Raw genomic sequence first — 15123 nt, forward strand, 5'->3', positions numbered from 1 at the left:
GGGTGTAGTGGGGGGGGGGGTGGGGGGGGGGGGGGGGGGGGGGGGGGGGGGGGGGGTGGGCCCGCCCGCAGGTCGAATGCGGGCGGCCCGAACTGCCCGTGGGCTACTCGGTGGTTTCGTTTGCGCCCCACGCCTCGCACGCGGCGTTCAGTGCGTCCGCCTGATCCCAGCTGCCGCCGATCAGTCCTCCGTCCCACTGCGGGCTGCCGAAGTTATGGAAGTGGCCCGCGCCGATCTGGCGGGCGACGACCTTGCGGGCGGCGTCGACGACTGCGGCCGGGGAGGCGTAGCCGTGCACCGGGAGGCTCGTGGGGTACTCGTTCGAGCTGTCGGCTTTCAGTTCGGCGAACAGCCAGACGGGGCCGCGCTCCGGGTCGCCGTCCTCCTCGGCGCCGGTGTGCCACTCCCACAGCAGGAGCAGCCCGTGCGGCCACGCCGAGTCCGTGGGGGCGTCGTCGCTGTCGTCCGCGAGGGTGCCGGACGGGTCGAGGGTGAGTACCGAGTTGAGGTAGCAATACGTGCCGCGGGTGTCGCCGTCGGACGTCCACGCTTCGGCGGGTGCAAGTCCGGCTGCGGTGAGGGCGTTGGTGATGGCGGTGGTGTACGGGTCGTGGGGGAGCGTGCGGGCGTTCATGGTCATCTCCTGTGGGTTGTTGTGCGGGGGTGTGGTTGGTGCGGCGCGGTCAGTCGTCGGCGGGGGCGGTCACGGACCCACCTCGATCTCGGCGAGTGGTGTGCCGTTGGTGAGGTGGCTGTGCAGCTCGCGCAGGCGGGTCATGGCGCGGGCGTCGCGGCGGGACAGGGCGCGCCGGGCGGTCATCGGCAGGCCGCTCCAGCAGCCGGGGCAGAGGTACTTGCCTGGCCCTTTGGGCTGGCGGCAGGACGGGCAGGGGCTCGTGGCCATGTGGTGCTCCTTGTGCGCGGGGTGGGGTGGAACCGGGTGGGCGGTCATGCGGCGGGGTGGTGGTGGCTGCCGGTGGTGGGGTCGCAGCTGAGGCAGGTGTCGTATCCGCGGTCGGCTCGGTAGCCGTGGAGGGGGGTGTCGCAGATGGTGCAGAGGGGCTTGGAGTCGTCCTCTGGTGCGGGGCTTCCCTCCCCCTTCCCCTCTCTTCGAGGGGGGGAAGGGGGGGAAGGGGGGGTTCCCTGGGGTTCCCCGGAGGTTCCCGGGTAATGCTTGACCTGGGGTTCTTCGCTTTCCGCGGGGGTTCCCGGGGAACGTTCCCCGGGAACCCCTTCCGGGAAGGTCTCCGGGAACCCATCGGGGGAACCCGAGTTGTCCCGGTTTTTGCGGGTTCTGACGGCGGCGGCGATCTTGTCTTTCCCGATCTTGATTCCGGCGTTGGCGAGGGCCGCGATGGTGCGCGGATTGCCGGCGTCGTTCGGCAGGGCGAGCCCGTCGATCTGCATGACCAGCCACTCGTGTGAGCCCCGGACGTTCTGCTCCAGGTGCTCGTACGCGGCGATGACGTGGCGGGTGCCGCCGGGCATCCACCGGTCGCCTTCGCGGCGGGCGTGGCGCACGACGTGGAACAGCTCGGGGCCGATGCCGGTGCGGGTGTGGGTGCGGCGGAGCAGGAGGTCGCCGCCGCCCTGGACACGCAGCTCCCAGACGTGGTCGACGTCCTGGTTCTTGGCGGAGGAGCCGCGGGCGCCGCGCTCGCCGTCCTTACCGAGGTGGTCGAGGCGGACGCTGGCAATACCGGCGCGCTTGAGGGGGAGCAGCGTGTGCCGGTACAGGCACAACCAGGTGTCGGCGTCGTTCTCGGGGCCGCTGATGAAGCGGCTGACGGTGTCGAGGCAGACGAGTTGGGCTTCGCACTCCTTGACCATGGCGAGGAGGTCGGCTCCTCCGCCGGCGGTGTCGAGGGGGCGGATGGGCGGGAAGCTGGCGTACGAGAAGAGGCCCATGCGCCCGGGGCCCGCGCCGTACGACATGAACCGGTCCTGGATGTCCTGGTGGCCGTTCTCGGCGTCGACATAGAGGACGGGGACGGGCGCCTTGGGGCGGTCGCCGAGGAAGCTTTGGCCGGTGGCCATGCGCCACAGCCACTCTTGGACGAGGAGGCTCTTGCCGGCCTTGCCGTCGCCGACGATGGTGATCTGCTGGCCGGGTGCCATGAGCTTGCCAGGGAGGAGTTCGACGGCGCCGAAGTTGGTGGCGAAGAACGGGTCCCAGTCGAGGAGCGCGGACGTCAGGTGTGAGGGGCCGCCCGAGTTGGTGTTGCGGTCGTCCTCGTACTTGCGGTGCGCGGCGTCGAGCGTGTCGAGGTACTCGCTGGCCGCACCGCGCTGGATCTCGACGTGCATGCGGGTGGCGTGCTCGGCGTGGCGCCGCCGTTTGGCCTGCTCGCTGATCTGCTCGGCGAAGTTCCAGGCCATGCCGGCGTTGAGGTAGTCCGTGCCGAGTCGGATGATCAGGGCGCCGTTGTCGACCTCGCGGAGGCGGCCGAGGCGTTCGATCTCGCCGCGGACGGTGACCGGGTGGATGGCTTTTTCCTCGGCGACCATGCCGCCGACGACGTCCCAGATGAGGCGGATCGACGGTTGGTAGATGTCGTCGCGGTCGATGATGGCGGCGCACTCGGTGTATGCGGTGGCGCTGTGCAGGATGGCGCTGCCCACGAGGTTTTCGGCCTCGGCGTCGTGGGGCTGCGTGGGGCCGTCGTGGTCCGCCTGGTCACGCGCGAAGGGGCGGACGTTCTCCACGTGCGGGCTCCTTGCTCAGAAGAGGGTGGTGGGCTGCCGGTTGCAGCGGTGTTCGGTGACGTGGGGGTGGGGGCAGTCCGTGGGGTGCCAGGTGCCGGTCCAGGCGAGGCGTGGGGGCCCGAACTTGGGGGTGTTGAGGCACCAGATGAGGCGGTTGGGTTCGCGGATGGCGGCCTGCTGCTCGGCGGTCAAGGGGGTGAGGTCCGCGGTGACGGTGAGGGCGGCGCGGTGGCCTACGAGCTGGGTGAGGATGGGCGCGCGGCAGGTCCGGCAGCGGGAGTCGTCGCTGCGGGGCCGTGCCGCGCGCCCGGCCATCAGGCGGGGGAGCCGTTCATGACGGGCTGCTCGATGTCCCCGTCGATGCGGTTCACCACGTCGGCGAACGCGTTGCGGCGGATCTCGTCGGGGCGTTCGAGCTTGTAGCCGAGCTGGAGGCCGGCCGCGCCGATGCGGTACCGGAGGCGGGCAGTGAGCCGGTAGCCGTCGCTGCCCTCGAACGGGACGAGGCCGATCACGAACGTCTCAGGCACGGCAAGCTGTCCCTTCTGCCCTGCCTTGGCGGTGCCGGTCTCGACGTACTGGAACTGCCGCTGACCGCTGTTGAGTCGGCTCGCGGACTGGAAGTCGACCTTGCTGGTGGCCTGGAAGCTCTGCGCGATCTCCAGCATCTCGGCGGCCGAGGGCTCCAGCAGCTCGGGGAGGTGGTCCTCCAGGAACTCGGCGAACGTCTCCTGATCCATGAGCTTGCCGTCGCGGCCGGTCCACTGCTTCCACGCCTCGGTCTCGCGCAGGGTGAGGGTGAGCCGGTGGCCGGACCAACGAGCCTCGGTGCCGGTATGGGCGTCAAGAACGGCAGTGACCGTGAGCCGCTCCGCGTCGGCGTAGATCTCACTGTCGGCATTGGCGTGCTTGGTGAAGTACGCGGAGAACGACGCTGCGTCGCGGACGGTGGTGGTGCCACGCTTCCGGGTCGGGATGCCGGTGAACTCGCTCCCGGTGAGGTCGACCTGGTGGACGCCGCTAGGGGTGTGGAAGGCGTAGACCTTGCCGACTTCGAGTTCGGCGGGCGGTGCGGTGCGGAGTGCGGTGTCGACGATCGTCTGGGCTTCGCCGGGTGCGCTGAGAAGTTCGGTGCTGTACGTCATGGTCAGGCGTCCTTGAAGGTGTCGTTGGCGGGTGCGGTGCGGAAGTCCATGGCGAGCTGGCGGGGGTCTTCGCGGACGGGGTTGCCGTCGTCGTCGAGGAAGTACAGGGACTTGACGGGGGTGGGCTTGGGGGCCTTGACGGTCGACTCGACGCCGATGGGGAGCGGGGCGGACTCGACGCCGTTGGCCGGGGGGTCGACGACGACGGTGATGACGAGGGCTCCCTTCTTGCCGTGGGCGCGGACGGAGTCGAGGAGGTCGTGGAACTCGGTGGAGAGGGCTTCGGCGGTGCGACCGTTGAGGTGTCCGGCGATGAACGCGGCGAGGTCGGCGCGCTCGGTGGTGTCGATGTCCTGGGTGGTCATGCGGCGTGTGCTCCTTGGTTGGCGGTGCAGTAGGTGGGGTGGTCGGTGCGGATGCGGGCGACGAACTCGCGGACGCGGTCGGCGCCGGTGACGGGGCCCTCGCGGGTGCGGCAGAGGAGGCACTCGTAGCGGGCGCGGGGCTGCGTCTTTCGGACGATCCGGCCTGCGCGGTCACCGTCGCGGATCTCGTAGGCGTCGCCGCAGTCGATGAACAGCGCGGCGGTGAGGTGGCGTTGGGTCACAGGGCACCGCCGAACAGGTCGAGCTGCGCGGCTGGCGGGCAGCAACGGCGGCATGTGCAGCGGGTCTTGCACACCCGGTCGGCGAGCCACACTGTGGCGCGCGGCGGCCATGAGAGACCGGGCCCGTAGATGCTCTTCTCGAAGCTCCACTCCACGCCGCCACCGTTGCATCGGTCGTGGTCGCCAGCGCGGCAGTCGTTGCAGATCCACGGGGTTGCGGGCTGGCAGTGGCAGGGTCCGCCCGCGCGCGGTGCGGTGATGCGGGCGTTGTGGACGAGGACGTGTTCGCGGACCCATGCCGCAGCGTCGGGCGTCATCGGGCGGTCTCCCGGGCGGCGGCTTGTCTGGCCCTGGCGTCCTGCCTGTACCAGCGGGCGCGTTCGCCGGGGGTGAGGCCGCCGCGGACGCCGGCCCGGGTGCGGTGGTCGGCGTGGCCCTCCTCGGCCATGGCGGAGGCCAGGCACTGCTCGACGACCGGGCACTTGGTTCGACAGACCCACTTGGCGGTGGAGTACTCGGACGGCTCACCGTCGGCGGGGATGAAGAGTTCCCCGAGGTCTGCGCAGGCGGCGGCGTTCACCCAGTGGCGGGCGCGGGGCCACGCGTCGGGGGCGGTCATCGAGCCACCACCGGTAGGTTGTGCCACTTCACGCCGCGCAACGCCTGCTCCGCCCACGCCTGCGGTACCTCCGCCAGGACGTGGCCCAGAGAGTGCAGACCGAGAGCGAGAAGGATGTACGCGTCGCTCTCGTCGTAGCGGTGCGTGCCCTCAGTCAGCAGCCCGTACCTCTCGTGCACGGCGTCACGGATCATGCCCTTGCCGACCGTGTACCGCTTGTTCTTCGGGACGGAGGTGGGCACCGGGCGGAGCTCCCCAGTGGCGTACATGTTTCGGGACTGCGGGTTGATGACGGCGTAGGGGATGCCGCGCTTCCACAGGTCCTGGCGGATCATCCACCGCATGGCGGCGAGTGCGTCGGCACCGTTGTTGTTCTTGGAGAAGGCGGCGCCTTCGATGACGACGTAGTCGGCGTGGCGGTAGAACGTGGAGCAGCCTTCGAGCTGTTGAGCGAAGCGGGGGTGGAGGTTCTTGGCCTTGGCGTGGACGTAGTCGGTCCAGCCGACGCCAGCGATGCCGGTGACGATGGTGGCGGCGTCGAGTGCGATGACGAGGGGGCGGGCCCCCGCCCCGGCCGGAGCCAGGACGGAGACCGCGGGGGTGAGGTCGAACAGGGTGGTCATCAGACACCTGCCGGTGTGTCGCAGCGGCACGTCCAGCAGGTGCGGGACCCGTCAGCGTGCAACGCGTGGTACATGCTGCGCGCCTCTTCGGGGCACCACGCGTAGCCGTTCGCGTCGACGGCCCCGGCGGCGATGAGGTCGGCGAGCGGGCCCATGTCCGGTACGGCCGGGGTGGCGCGGTGTCGGCCGTGCGGCTTGCGGCGGAAGGGAACGCGGAGCTTCACGGCTTCACCGCCGAGGGCTTGTCGGTCCGCCGGGTCTGCCAGGAGGCGCCGAGCGCGATGTTGGGGGCGTCCAGACCGACAGCGGCGTCAAGCCGGGCCTGGAGGTGGGCAACCTGCCGGGCCAGTGCCGCGTTCTGTACGCGGTAGCAGGCGCAGGTGCGCAGCGCCCAGGCGAGCCGGGACTTCGCATGGGCCACGTCGGCGGCCGTTGTTGCGACCGAGTCGCGGCTGAGCTCCAGGCGCTCACTGAGGTGCGTGGCGCGTTCGGCGGTGCGGGTGGCGGCTCCGAGGTGCGCGGCGGCCGCCGTCCGGGCGTCGTCCCGCTCGTCGGCGAGCTGCTGGACGCGTGATTCCAGGTCGGCGATGTGCCGGGTTTTCGCTCCGAACATCAGACGTCTCCTCGCTGGTGCGGGATGAGGGGCCATTCGGTGCGGACGCCGTCGGCCTGGTGCTCCTTGCCAGGCGTCTTGCGGAAGTAGGAGGCGAGGCCTTCGGCCTGCTCGCGCGCCCACCCGATCTGCGCGGTGTGCAACTCCGGTAGGGCCAGCGCCCCGATCTGTCCCTTGGTCGAGGCGATCCGCCATGCGACGCGGCATGCGGCGATCGCGTCGGCGTCTGCGGAGTGGGCGCCGTCGAGGGCGACTTCGTAGGTGCGGCAGAGGTCTTCGAGCTTCCGCCCGCCGCGCCGGAACTTGTCGACGACCTTGTCGAGGACTCGGGGGTCTACGACGAACAGGGCGTTGTCCACCAGGTCCGTCAGCGTCGGCACTTGGTGGCGCCGGGCCTCACGGTCGAGCATCGTCAGGTCGAACGAAGCGTTCATCGCGACGACCGGGATGCCGTCCCGGACGACCTGCGCCAGTGCGGCCACGACCTGCTCGACTACCTCGGCGGCCGGCCTGCCCCCGGCGCGGGCCTGCTCGGTGGTGATGCCGTGGATCTTCGCGGCGCCGTCGGGGATTTCCACGCCAGGATCAGCGAGCCAGTTCGCGGTCTGGACGGGGTGGCCGCCGCCGACTTGGACGACGCAGGCGGTGACGATGCGGTCGGTCTCGACGTCGACGCCGGTGGTCTCAAGGTCGAAGCCAGCCATGCGGCCGAGGTGCCAGCTCATGAGCGGCCACCCTTCAGCGTGTTGAGGAAGACGCGGAGGGCGTGAGCGCTGGCGGTGGCAGGGAGCTGCCCGCCGTTGGCCTTGGCGAACTCAGCCTCGACGTCGCCGGTGGTCATGCCGTGGGTGCCGGCCGCCGCGATGATCTGGAACCAGATGGCTTCGACGTCGTCGTCCTCGACGACCTCGGCGTCCACCGCTCCGTCCTCGTCGGGGCCCGCCCCGTCCTGATTGGGCTCGTTCTGCCACCCTGATTCCGCGGCTTTGTCGGGGACTTCGGCCGCGCGCAGTGCCTCGCCGCGGGCCTTGAGAGTGGCCGCGAGGTTGTCGTCCATGTGGTTGGAGTCGACGGCCCGCTTCCACAGGGCGCCGACCTCGGCCGGGGTGGTGGCGACGGCGGCGAGTGCCGCGTAGTCGGGGCGTCCGCCGGTGATGGCGACCCGCTCTGGTCCGGTGGCGACGGCCGGGGCGCCTGTGATGTTCCCGGCCATCAGCGCGGCCGGGGTGATCTCCACGTCCAGGGTCGGGACCATGAACCGGGTCGGGCCCTCGTCGCGCTGGACGAGCTTCTCTTCCATGCCGAGCCACCCGTCGACGTACCCGCCGGCCTGTGCCAGAAGCTCGGCCGCCGGGGGGAGTTCCGTCGCGGCGTAGTAGCCCTTGGTGATGAGGAGCCACTGGCCGAGGGCGGGGACGTCGCGGAGCATGACGTTGACGCGGGTCGTGATCTTGCACTCGCGTTCGTCCGGGTCGCACACGCACGGCCGGTCCTTCTTGTGCTCGGTGACGCCGTCGCATCGGCGCTGGCACTTCGATCCGGCGTACAGCTCGTACCACTGGGACACGGCGTCGCGTGGGGGGATGAGGACGGGTAGCCGGTTGGCCTTGGAGTACACCTCGAACTCCGAGGGCCCGCCGTTTGCGGGGGTCCACGGCTTGACCTCGCCGCCGTACAGCTCCGCGACGGACGTGAGAATTGCGCGGCTCGGGCTGGTGAAGCGGAAGTGGTTCAGCTTGTCTGGGCGGGTGTACGCCTTGCCCGCCTTGCTTGTGCCGGACACGACGTGCCCGATGCGGATCTCTCCGAGCTGACGCATGCGGCGCTGGAGGTCGATGATGGGCATCAGGCGGCCTTCTCTTCGGTCAGGGTCGGGAGGTTGAGGGCGTCGCCGACGACAGTCTTGGACAGGCCCGACATCCAGTCGGCGGCCTGCTGGACGATGCGGAACGCGGCGAACACCTGGTCGTCGCAGACGACGGGGATCAGCCGGTAGCCCTCCGGGCGCAGGTGCAGCACCACCCCGGTGGAGTGCGTCGCGGGCATCGGCACGGTGGACCCGTCCCGCAGCCACGCGACTTCGGCCTTGCGGTACGCGGACATCTGCAACGCGGCCTCGGGGTAGACGCCCTTGACGTCCAGCTCTCCGCCGGTCTTCGTGTCGCCCATCAGCACGGTGTCCGCCGGGATCTCGAACCGGGCCGCGATGAGCGGGGACCGCAGGAGGTAGTCGAGCGTTCCGGCGTACCCGGCAGTGCGGTTGCCGACGACCATCTCTGATGCCTCGAAGGTGACCTGCCACTCCTCGACGAACCGCAGGAAGTTGTGGAGGTACGGGGCCATCTCCGGGGCGTCGACCAGGTCGGCTGGCATCGGTTCGCCGAGGACGTGGGCCTCGATGATGCTGTGGACGGCTGAGCCGATGTCGGCGCGCTCGTCCTTCTTGCGGAGTGGGGCGCGGCGGAGCCAGTCGTACATCTTGGTGCGCGTCTCGGTGCGGAGTGAGGCGCGGATGAGGGTGGGCAGGTTGTCGAACGCGACTTCCGCGACGAGGTTGGCGGCCCACATGGCGAGGACGTCGCCCTTGGTGGAGCCCTGGGAAAGGATGGTGGTGACGCGGCGGTACTTGTCGCCGGTGACCTTGTCGCGGTACCAGCCTTGGGAGGGCTTGGGGATGCGGTCGGGTCCGGTGGGTGCGGGGGCCGCGGCTTTGCGCCTGCGGCCGGCGGCCGGGGCCGAAGCCCCGGCCAGCGCGGTGTTGTTCATCAGGCGTCGGCCTCCGCGTCGTACTCGGCGGCGACCAGCAGCGGGGTGACGACGTAGCCGGTGGGCTGCTCGGTGGCCCCATCGATCTCCGCGACCAGCTCGAACGGCTCCAGTGGGTCGGAGTCGTCGCCGATCCAGTCGTGGATCACGGTCACGTGCGCCGGGTACTCGGCGGACAGCTGTGCTTCGCAGTGCGCACGTGCGGCGTCCGTCGTGGTGTACAGGCCGAGCGGGATCAGGTCGCCCTGGTACCCGGCGCGGTAGACGATCTGCTCGTCGGGCTGGGGAGTGGACGTCGCGGCCGTGGCCGTGCCCTTCTCCTGCGCTGCGGGAATGGACATGCCACCCGAGCCGGGCGGGCGAAATGCGTCGGGCTCGTCCACGTCCGCGGGCTGGTGCTTGGCGACCAGGTCGCTGACCCAGTCCGGCATTCCGTCAGCGGGGGGTACGCGCTCGGCGCTGTCGGCGTACTCGACGACGAGGTCCACGCGGTCGATGTCACGGCGGCGGCCGTAGGTGACGCGCAGTCCCTGCGGCTTTCGGGTCTGCCCACTTCCGTTAGTGATCTTCGGGGCGCCGGTGAGGTCGATCCGGACTTGGTGCTGCACCTCGCGGACGGAGGCGGTGAACTCGCTCATGACTGCCTCCGCTGCTTCACGGTGAGCAGGGCAGGCAACGCCCGTGCAGCAGCGGCCTGCGCGGGGTGGCGCAGCCGGGCGCACAGTCGGCAACGCTTCGGGTCGTGGCGCTCGCTCATGACGCCCTCCGAACCTGCGTCGGTACTGCCTTCGGCGCGGCGATCGCACACAACCGGTCCGCGAGACGCAGCACCTGCGCCCCGTACACCGGGACTCGCCCGTCGTCGGCGACCTCGGCGAGGAGCGTCTCGACCTGCCGGTCCCGCTGGTGCGCAGCGTGCGAGTCCGGGCCCTGGTGGGCGGCGGACCGTGCCAGCTCGGCGATGTCGACGAGTTCGGCGAGGAGCCCCTCGCCGTCCTCCTCGGCGACGGCCGCCAAGTTGAGGAGCACGGCGGTGAGGTAGTGCGACATGTCGAGCGTCGCGCCGGTCGGCAGCGGGTCGACGGTGATGCGGTACGGCCCGTCAACGGGCATACGGTCAGCGGGCATCGGTACCTCCGAGGAACAGTTCGAGGAGCCAGAAGGAGAGCCACGCGAGGGAGAAAGCGACCAGCCACATCACGGGGTCACCTCGGGGGCGGCGCCGGTCTGCCGGGCGAGGAGCGTGCGGAGCTGCTGCACCTGCGGGCGTACGTCCTCACGGCCGAGCAGCGTGCGGAGCTTGGCAACCTGCGGCTGCACCTCGTCCACCACCGGGGCCGTCCGAGACAGAGGCAGCGCCTCCAGCGCGTGGTCCAGCGGATCCACCAGGTGCCGCTGCTCAGCGGCCTGCCCCAGCTGGTGCTCCAACACCGCGTACTCGCGGCGCAGTTCGGTCAGCGCATGCGTCGTGTCAACGAGCGCCTCCAGCAGCGCCGTCACCTCGACGGCGTCCTCCGGCGGCATACCCCCGTGGCCGAGAGGCACCGGCAGCGCACCCACCCAGGCCACCGCCTGGGCCAGCGTCTCGCCCTGCCCTGCAATGCCGTGCTCCGCCAACTCCGGGAGCGTCGCCATCACGAACTGCGGGCACAAGCCCACAGCCTCCGGGGCGTACAGGCCCTGCCCGGTACGGGTCACCGCAGCCCGCACCCACACCATGCCGTCACGGGTCTTCACGGCCAGCGGGTCACGATTCGTGGGGGTACTCATGCCGACACCTCGCTTGCGTCAGCAGCAGCGGCGAGGACCGCGCACGCCGACTCGGCCGTCCGCCCCGTGGCGTCGCCCCAGGCGGAGACGTGGGCTTCGAGGCTGAAGATGTCGCCGTAGTACGGGCCCGTCTCGCCGTTGACCGTCAGCCGCAGCGCGAGGACACTCAACGCCTCGTCGGCCAGCAGCGACGTGGTGTGCGGGTCGCCTGTCACCGCGCACCGCAGAGCGGCCACGATCGACAGCGGGCGCAGACGGTGCGGGGTGTCCATCTCCCGGTCGAGCGGGTCGGGGAGGTAGTCGCCCTGGTGGTGCCCGTTCGCTGCGATCAGACGGGCCGCAGCCCGGAACGCGGCGGGCACGGTGGCCGGGGCGTGGAGCGCGACGCCCGTCACGCGGATTGTCCGCCGGTGACCGGCGGGGAGATCGATAGGAGAGGTGGTCGTCATCACACACCGCCCGCAGCCGCGGTGCGCTGCTGAACCGTGCGGTTCCTGCTCTCGATGCTCCACCTGCGCTGGCAGGCACGGCACCGCCTCTCTCCGCGGATGCTCGGCCCGAGGTTCTCGCCCTCGAACGGGTGCCCCTGGGCACAGTGCGTCTTGGAGGAGTGCACGGGGAGCGCACGGAGACCGCGCCGCAGGTTCTCGGTGTTGGTCACAGGCTCCAAGTGGCCCGGGTTCACGCAGTGTCGGACACGGCACAGGTGGTCGATGACCAGGCCGTCAGGGATTGCACCGACGAGCGCCTCGTAGGCGACGCGGTGCGCCTTACGCGCCGAACCGCTCACGCTGTAGCGGCCGTAGCCGTGGTGCGCGATCTGCGCCGTCCATGCCCAGCACCCAGACTCGGTGACTTTGGTCTTCTCCCAGAAGCGGACGGGGAGACGCTCGTCGCCATGCTCGGGAGGCGAGGCCTTCCCTTTGGGTGAGATGATTCTGTTCAAGGTGATCCACTTCTCTCTTTGGTGGGTGGACTGCCGAGGGGCTGCCATGGACCTAGCCGTCCGGGCGGCCCCGCTTTACGTGGTGGGGTCAGGCGGACGCGGTGACGAGCGACTCGTCGGCGAACGCGGGGTCGTTCTCCGCCATCCAGGGGCGGATCACCGTCAGGTCGAAGCGCTTCTGCCGACCGGCGAAGGGTTCGAACGGCATCCCAGCCGCGATCCACTTCGTTACCTGCCAGTCGGAGACGCCGTAGTACGTCTCGAACTGGGGCTTTGACAGGAGCGGCAGGAGCCCGGCCGGGAGAGCGACGACGCGCTCAGTCTTCTTAGACATTGGCTCTTGACCTTTCTACAGTCGCAGTCGAATGTGTGGGCATGCTGAACAGGCGGTGCATCCGAGCGTCGAGCCCCTCGGTGATGAGCCAGGCGGTGTTCAGTTCGCACCTGTCCCGCGCTGTGCGCCCTGTGCCGGTGAGCCGGCCGATGGTGGCCGGGCTGACTCCGCGCCCCTCCGGGTCGACCGCCTTGGTCATCTCGGCGAGCTTGTCGAGGGTCAGACCTTGGCGTGTGATTTCGTCACGCAATGGCTGGCCTTCCCTCTTGCGGAGCACCTTCGGCATGGGTCACCTCGTGCAGTTGATGCGGGTGAGCTCCTCGACTTGAGGTGCTGCGACATTTCTACAGTCGCAGTCGCGGGTGTGTCAACGAGAACTTCCGAGAACTTCCGAGTTTTCAGGAACGTGCGCACTTATCGAACGCATGTTCTACGGTGGGCGCGTACGCCAGGAGCGCCAGCGCGCGGCGGGGAGGTTACGCGCCGGTATGAATCGCGCCATGCTTCTACTTTTACTTGCGAAAAGTAGAAACCATGGGCACCCTTACCCATGTGAAGAACCAGGAGAACCCCCACCCCGAGGACTTCGCGCAGCTACTCGCTCGGCTCATGGACGAATACAACCTGTCCGGCAGCGAGATCGCGCGTCGCATCGGCGTCTCCGTGTCCACGGTGAACACTTGGGTCCACCGCAAGCGCACCCCCCGCGACGACGCCCTGCGCGCCATCGCCCGCGAGTACCCCAAGTTCTCCGAAGCGGACCTCTTCGCCGCCGTCGAGCGCAAAGCGCCGGGCCCCCTCAGCCCCGACCGCGAGGCACGGATCCTGGAGCTGATCCGCGGACTCACCGCCGAGCAGCAGGAGATGAAGGAGATCGAGCTGCGGGCCTTGAACGACGCCAACCGCTCGTAAGGCCGTACAACCCTCCGCCCCAGTCGCGAGTCATACGTAAATGGACTCCGCCACTCCCTGTGAAGGGAGAGGCAGTTGGTGCACACAGAGTGGTCGCATATTCACTTAACAGGAGGTACGGTCGACCGCACGGCCGATGTCCTCCCCCGCGGCTGGCAGCCCATCGCCTGCTTCTCGGGGGTCCCGTATGTGCATCCGCGTCCACTACAGCTCGTCCGACTCACCTGCGCCATACGACTCGGCCGCCCGGACGATCAACGTCCCCACATGCCTCCCACGCGGCCACTCCCTTCGCATCGTGCGGGCTGTTCTTGAGGAACTCGCCATCGTGCAGCCCCCGTTCGGGGCACGCTGTTTCTGCGGGGCGCCCGTGCGGCTTCTGCCCCGCGTCCCTCAGCAGCGAAGGAGCGAGCAGGTGATCCACCATGGCGCGTAGAGCAACCAACAACCCGAGGCAGGTCCGCAGCAAGACATGCGGATGTGAGCCGTGCCTGGCGAAGTACCCAGGCGGCCGGACCCCACGTAGAGACTGCATCGGTTCCTGGCAGGCCCGTTACCGGGACCCGAACGGCGACCCGAAGGGCCCTGTGTTCCCGACGTACAAAGAGGCCATGGCGCACCTGAACAAGGTGAAGTCACAGATGGACGCCGGTACGTACCAGGACCCCAAGCGGGGACTCATCAAGGTCGACGACTGGTACGCAATCTGGTGGCCCACGGTGGAGAAGAAGGGCGCCGTCACCACCCGCAACCGGAAGATCTCGGCGTGGAAGGTGCACGTCCAGCCGAAGTGGGGCCGGCGGAAGCTGAACTCGATCACATGGGTCGAGGTGCAGGGCTGGATCGCCAACGAGGTCAAAGGGCGGGCTACCCAGAAGAAAGCTCTGGAGCTGCTGCGGCACATGATGAAGGCCGCGATGCGCGACGGCCGAATCGTGGTCAACCCCACGCTGGAGATCGATGTGTCCGCCCCAGTGGGAAAGCACCCGGACGATCTCAGGCCGCCGACCGCCGCACAGTGCGCGCTGATCCGCTCACACATCACCACCTACTACCGGCCCATCGCGGTGTGGGGCGAGGAGACAGGGATGCGGTGGGGCGAGTACACGGCCCTGCGTCGGTGTCACCTGGACCTTGAGGGTGCAACTGTGAAGGTAAAGGAAGTGCTCACCGAGGACAACGGGAAGCTCCGCCGGAAGATGGCGCCGAAAACCGAGGCCGGGTTCCGCACGGTGCCGCTGACGCCGGCCGCTATCGCCGCGGTCCAGATCATGCTTGACCGATGGCGGCCCGCCTCGACGGAGTCCCCGTTGGACGAGGACAAAATGCACGTCGAGGAGCTCGTGTTCCGCGGACCACAGGGCGGCCTCATGACACGGCACAACTTCCGGCGGCAGTGGATTCCCGCGATCCAGGACGCTGGCCTGGCACGGAAGATCAAAAGCCCGGACACCGGCCGACTGGAGTGGTGGCCGCGCGTGCACGATCTGCGGCACGTTTTCGCCACCCGGTTGAAGGATGCCGGGGTCCCGGAGAAGGACGTTCAGGTCATCATGGGGCACGAGCGCGGGGGCAAGGTGACGTGGTTGTACCAGCACGCTGGCCCCGAGCTCGTTGAGGAGGTCCGTGCTGCGCTCGTCGCGGGTCGAACACTTCGGGTCGCGGCGTGAGGCGATGCCACATCGATGCCACAAAACCCCCTCGGGAGTTCTCGGAAGTTCTCGGAAGTTCCTCTTCGTGCAGGTCAGCGGGCCTCTCGGAAGTTCTCGGAAGTTCTCGGGACCCCAAGGGGGGTGTGCACGTTTTCTCCTAAAGCGGGTGCCGCAGGTTCGAATCCTGCCGGGGGCACAACCTGTTGGGCCGCCGACCTGGGTTCCTCCCCCAGGGAGGCGCTCTATTCGGCCTCGGACTCCTCGTCCGGGGCCTGGCGCGCGTACGAGCCGGGATGCGGCCTCGGGGATCGCCATGTCCGCCTCGGGGAGCAGGCTTGTGTACGTGTCCGACGTGAGGGTGATCGAGGAAATACCGAGCATCTCCTGAATGTCCTTCAGGTCGGCACCGGCCGCGCAACGAGTATCGCCG

General features: G+C 69.4%; 25 protein-coding genes. 2 read left to right on the plus strand and 23 right to left on the minus strand.

The annotated features are described in order from the left end of the window. Positions 1 to 103: 103 nt before the first annotated feature. The 23 genes from QMK30_RS02915 to QMK30_RS03025 form a co-directional block, all read right to left on the minus strand. Complete coding sequence (locus QMK30_RS02915) at positions 104 to 634, minus strand: hypothetical protein (RefSeq protein WP_283515511.1); 531 nt, start codon at positions 632 to 634, stop codon at positions 104 to 106. Positions 635 to 703: 69 nt separating this feature from the next. Further along, on the minus strand, positions 704 to 904 hold the full coding sequence (locus QMK30_RS02920) for a hypothetical protein (RefSeq protein WP_283515512.1): 201 nt from the start codon (positions 902 to 904) through the stop codon (positions 704 to 706). Between the two features lie 44 nt (positions 905 to 948). Continuing rightward, positions 949 to 2706: an AAA family ATPase gene (locus tag QMK30_RS02925; protein WP_283515513.1), complete on the minus strand. Its 1758-nt coding sequence runs from the start codon at positions 2704 to 2706 to the stop codon at positions 949 to 951. A 15-nt stretch (positions 2707 to 2721) separates the two neighbouring features. Further along, the gene (locus QMK30_RS02930; protein ID WP_283515514.1) at positions 2722 to 3021 is read right to left on the minus strand and encodes a hypothetical protein; all 300 of its coding nucleotides are present in this window, start codon (positions 3019 to 3021) and stop codon (positions 2722 to 2724) included. Then, a complete protein-coding gene (locus QMK30_RS02935) occupies positions 3021 to 3851 on the minus strand; it encodes a YfdQ family protein (protein ID WP_283515515.1) in 831 nt (276 codons plus the stop codon). Before QMK30_RS02935 ends, QMK30_RS02930 begins: the two co-directional genes overlap by 1 nt. Positions 3852 to 3853: 2 nt before the next feature. After that, positions 3854 to 4216: a YfdP family phage-associated protein gene (locus QMK30_RS02940; RefSeq protein ID WP_283515516.1), complete on the minus strand. Its 363-nt coding sequence runs from the start codon at positions 4214 to 4216 to the stop codon at positions 3854 to 3856. Then, positions 4213 to 4458, minus strand: coding sequence for a hypothetical protein (locus tag QMK30_RS02945; protein ID WP_283515517.1), 246 nt, complete (start codon positions 4456 to 4458; stop codon positions 4213 to 4215). Before QMK30_RS02945 ends, QMK30_RS02940 begins: the two co-directional genes overlap by 4 nt. Continuing rightward, positions 4455 to 4775 (minus strand): hypothetical protein, encoded by a 321-nt coding sequence (locus QMK30_RS02950; RefSeq protein ID WP_283515518.1) that lies wholly within the window; start codon positions 4773 to 4775, stop codon positions 4455 to 4457. The genes QMK30_RS02945 and QMK30_RS02950 overlap by 4 nt, the downstream gene beginning before the upstream one ends. Next, positions 4772 to 5077, minus strand: a complete 306-nt coding sequence (locus QMK30_RS02955) for a WhiB family transcriptional regulator (RefSeq protein ID WP_283515519.1) — start codon at positions 5075 to 5077, stop codon at positions 4772 to 4774. Before QMK30_RS02955 ends, QMK30_RS02950 begins: the two co-directional genes overlap by 4 nt. After that, positions 5074 to 5700: a hypothetical protein gene (locus tag QMK30_RS02960; RefSeq protein ID WP_283515520.1), complete on the minus strand. Its 627-nt coding sequence runs from the start codon at positions 5698 to 5700 to the stop codon at positions 5074 to 5076. The genes QMK30_RS02955 and QMK30_RS02960 overlap by 4 nt, the downstream gene beginning before the upstream one ends. After that, complete coding sequence (locus tag QMK30_RS02965) at positions 5700 to 5924, minus strand: hypothetical protein (protein WP_283515521.1); 225 nt, start codon at positions 5922 to 5924, stop codon at positions 5700 to 5702. Before QMK30_RS02965 ends, QMK30_RS02960 begins: the two co-directional genes overlap by 1 nt. After that, on the minus strand, positions 5921 to 6313 hold the full coding sequence (locus QMK30_RS02970; protein WP_283515522.1) for a hypothetical protein: 393 nt from the start codon (positions 6311 to 6313) through the stop codon (positions 5921 to 5923). The genes QMK30_RS02965 and QMK30_RS02970 overlap by 4 nt, the downstream gene beginning before the upstream one ends. Then, positions 6313 to 7038 (minus strand): 3'-5' exonuclease, encoded by a 726-nt coding sequence (locus tag QMK30_RS02975; protein ID WP_283515523.1) that lies wholly within the window; start codon positions 7036 to 7038, stop codon positions 6313 to 6315. Before QMK30_RS02975 ends, QMK30_RS02970 begins: the two co-directional genes overlap by 1 nt. Then, a complete protein-coding gene (locus tag QMK30_RS02980; protein WP_283515524.1) occupies positions 7035 to 8159 on the minus strand; it encodes a recombination directionality factor in 1125 nt (374 codons plus the stop codon). The genes QMK30_RS02975 and QMK30_RS02980 overlap by 4 nt, the downstream gene beginning before the upstream one ends. Further along, positions 8159 to 9079, minus strand: coding sequence for a hypothetical protein (locus QMK30_RS02985; protein ID WP_283515525.1), 921 nt, complete (start codon positions 9077 to 9079; stop codon positions 8159 to 8161). The genes QMK30_RS02980 and QMK30_RS02985 overlap by 1 nt, the downstream gene beginning before the upstream one ends. Beyond that, on the minus strand, positions 9079 to 9717 hold the full coding sequence (locus QMK30_RS02990; protein WP_283515526.1) for a hypothetical protein: 639 nt from the start codon (positions 9715 to 9717) through the stop codon (positions 9079 to 9081). The genes QMK30_RS02985 and QMK30_RS02990 overlap by 1 nt, the downstream gene beginning before the upstream one ends. Continuing rightward, the gene (locus tag QMK30_RS02995; protein ID WP_283515527.1) at positions 9714 to 9836 is read right to left on the minus strand and encodes a hypothetical protein; all 123 of its coding nucleotides are present in this window, start codon (positions 9834 to 9836) and stop codon (positions 9714 to 9716) included. Before QMK30_RS02995 ends, QMK30_RS02990 begins: the two co-directional genes overlap by 4 nt. After that, positions 9833 to 10207, minus strand: coding sequence for a hypothetical protein (locus QMK30_RS03000; RefSeq protein WP_283515528.1), 375 nt, complete (start codon positions 10205 to 10207; stop codon positions 9833 to 9835). Before QMK30_RS03000 ends, QMK30_RS02995 begins: the two co-directional genes overlap by 4 nt. A 69-nt stretch (positions 10208 to 10276) precedes the next feature. After that, the gene (locus QMK30_RS03005; protein WP_283515529.1) at positions 10277 to 10849 is read right to left on the minus strand and encodes a hypothetical protein; all 573 of its coding nucleotides are present in this window, start codon (positions 10847 to 10849) and stop codon (positions 10277 to 10279) included. Beyond that, entirely contained in the window at positions 10846 to 11244 is a 399-nt protein-coding gene (locus QMK30_RS03010) for a DUF6197 family protein (protein ID WP_283515530.1), read from the minus strand. Before QMK30_RS03010 ends, QMK30_RS03005 begins: the two co-directional genes overlap by 4 nt. Positions 11245 to 11297: 53 nt before the next feature. Next, complete coding sequence (locus QMK30_RS03015) at positions 11298 to 11795, minus strand: HNH endonuclease signature motif containing protein (protein WP_283515531.1); 498 nt, start codon at positions 11793 to 11795, stop codon at positions 11298 to 11300. 88 nt (positions 11796 to 11883) lie between these two features. Further along, complete coding sequence (locus QMK30_RS03020; protein WP_283515532.1) at positions 11884 to 12129, minus strand: hypothetical protein; 246 nt, start codon at positions 12127 to 12129, stop codon at positions 11884 to 11886. Then, positions 12122 to 12415, minus strand: a complete 294-nt coding sequence (locus tag QMK30_RS03025) for an XRE family transcriptional regulator (RefSeq protein ID WP_283515533.1) — start codon at positions 12413 to 12415, stop codon at positions 12122 to 12124. Before QMK30_RS03025 ends, QMK30_RS03020 begins: the two co-directional genes overlap by 8 nt. 248 nt (positions 12416 to 12663) lie before the next feature. Between QMK30_RS03025 and QMK30_RS03030 the strand changes: the two genes are divergently transcribed. Then, positions 12664 to 13041 carry a helix-turn-helix domain-containing protein gene (locus QMK30_RS03030; RefSeq protein ID WP_283515534.1) on the plus strand — a complete coding sequence of 126 codons (378 nt, stop codon included), beginning with the start codon at positions 12664 to 12666 and terminating at the stop codon, positions 13039 to 13041. A gap of 611 nt (positions 13042 to 13652) precedes the next feature. Then, a complete protein-coding gene (locus tag QMK30_RS03035) occupies positions 13653 to 14711 on the plus strand; it encodes a tyrosine-type recombinase/integrase (protein WP_283515535.1) in 1059 nt (352 codons plus the stop codon). Positions 14712 to 15123 lie beyond the last annotated feature (412 nt).

Source organism: Streptomyces sp. H27-C3, from assembly GCF_030063415.1.
In the GTDB taxonomy this organism is placed as follows: domain Bacteria; phylum Actinomycetota; class Actinomycetes; order Streptomycetales; family Streptomycetaceae; genus Streptomyces.

Bases quoted from the DNA above. Each gene is read 5' to 3' on its own strand.
- QMK30_RS02915 (WP_283515511.1), bottom strand. From the start codon at position 634: ATGAACGCCCGCACGCTCCCCCACGACCCGTACACCACCGCCATCACC.
- QMK30_RS02920 (WP_283515512.1), bottom strand. From the start codon at position 904: ATGGCCACGAGCCCCTGCCCGTCCTGCCGCCAGCCCAAAGGGCCAGGC.
- QMK30_RS02930 (WP_283515514.1), bottom strand. From the start codon at position 3,021: ATGGCCGGGCGCGCGGCACGGCCCCGCAGCGACGACTCCCGCTGCCGG.
- QMK30_RS02935 (WP_283515515.1), bottom strand. From the start codon at position 3,851: ATGACGTACAGCACCGAACTTCTCAGCGCACCCGGCGAAGCCCAGACG.
- QMK30_RS02940 (WP_283515516.1), bottom strand. From the start codon at position 4,216: ATGACCACCCAGGACATCGACACCACCGAGCGCGCCGACCTCGCCGCG.
- QMK30_RS02950 (WP_283515518.1), bottom strand. From the start codon at position 4,775: ATGACGCCCGACGCTGCGGCATGGGTCCGCGAACACGTCCTCGTCCAC.
- QMK30_RS02955 (WP_283515519.1), bottom strand. From the start codon at position 5,077: ATGACCGCCCCCGACGCGTGGCCCCGCGCCCGCCACTGGGTGAACGCC.
- QMK30_RS02960 (WP_283515520.1), bottom strand. From the start codon at position 5,700: ATGACCACCCTGTTCGACCTCACCCCCGCGGTCTCCGTCCTGGCTCCG.
- QMK30_RS02970 (WP_283515522.1), bottom strand. From the start codon at position 6,313: ATGTTCGGAGCGAAAACCCGGCACATCGCCGACCTGGAATCACGCGTC.
- QMK30_RS02975 (WP_283515523.1), bottom strand. From the start codon at position 7,038: ATGAGCTGGCACCTCGGCCGCATGGCTGGCTTCGACCTTGAGACCACC.
- QMK30_RS02980 (WP_283515524.1), bottom strand. From the start codon at position 8,159: ATGCCCATCATCGACCTCCAGCGCCGCATGCGTCAGCTCGGAGAGATC.
- QMK30_RS02985 (WP_283515525.1), bottom strand. From the start codon at position 9,079: ATGAACAACACCGCGCTGGCCGGGGCTTCGGCCCCGGCCGCCGGCCGC.
- QMK30_RS02990 (WP_283515526.1), bottom strand. From the start codon at position 9,717: ATGAGCGAGTTCACCGCCTCCGTCCGCGAGGTGCAGCACCAAGTCCGG.
- QMK30_RS02995 (WP_283515527.1), bottom strand. From the start codon at position 9,836: ATGAGCGAGCGCCACGACCCGAAGCGTTGCCGACTGTGCGCCCGGCTG.
- QMK30_RS03000 (WP_283515528.1), bottom strand. From the start codon at position 10,207: ATGCCCGCTGACCGTATGCCCGTTGACGGGCCGTACCGCATCACCGTC.
- QMK30_RS03005 (WP_283515529.1), bottom strand. From the start codon at position 10,849: ATGAGTACCCCCACGAATCGTGACCCGCTGGCCGTGAAGACCCGTGAC.
- QMK30_RS03020 (WP_283515532.1), bottom strand. From the start codon at position 12,129: ATGTCTAAGAAGACTGAGCGCGTCGTCGCTCTCCCGGCCGGGCTCCTG.
- QMK30_RS03025 (WP_283515533.1), bottom strand. From the start codon at position 12,415: ATGCCGAAGGTGCTCCGCAAGAGGGAAGGCCAGCCATTGCGTGACGAA.
- QMK30_RS03030 (WP_283515534.1), top strand. From the start codon at position 12,664: ATGGGCACCCTTACCCATGTGAAGAACCAGGAGAACCCCCACCCCGAG.
- QMK30_RS03035 (WP_283515535.1), top strand. From the start codon at position 13,653: ATGGCGCACCTGAACAAGGTGAAGTCACAGATGGACGCCGGTACGTAC.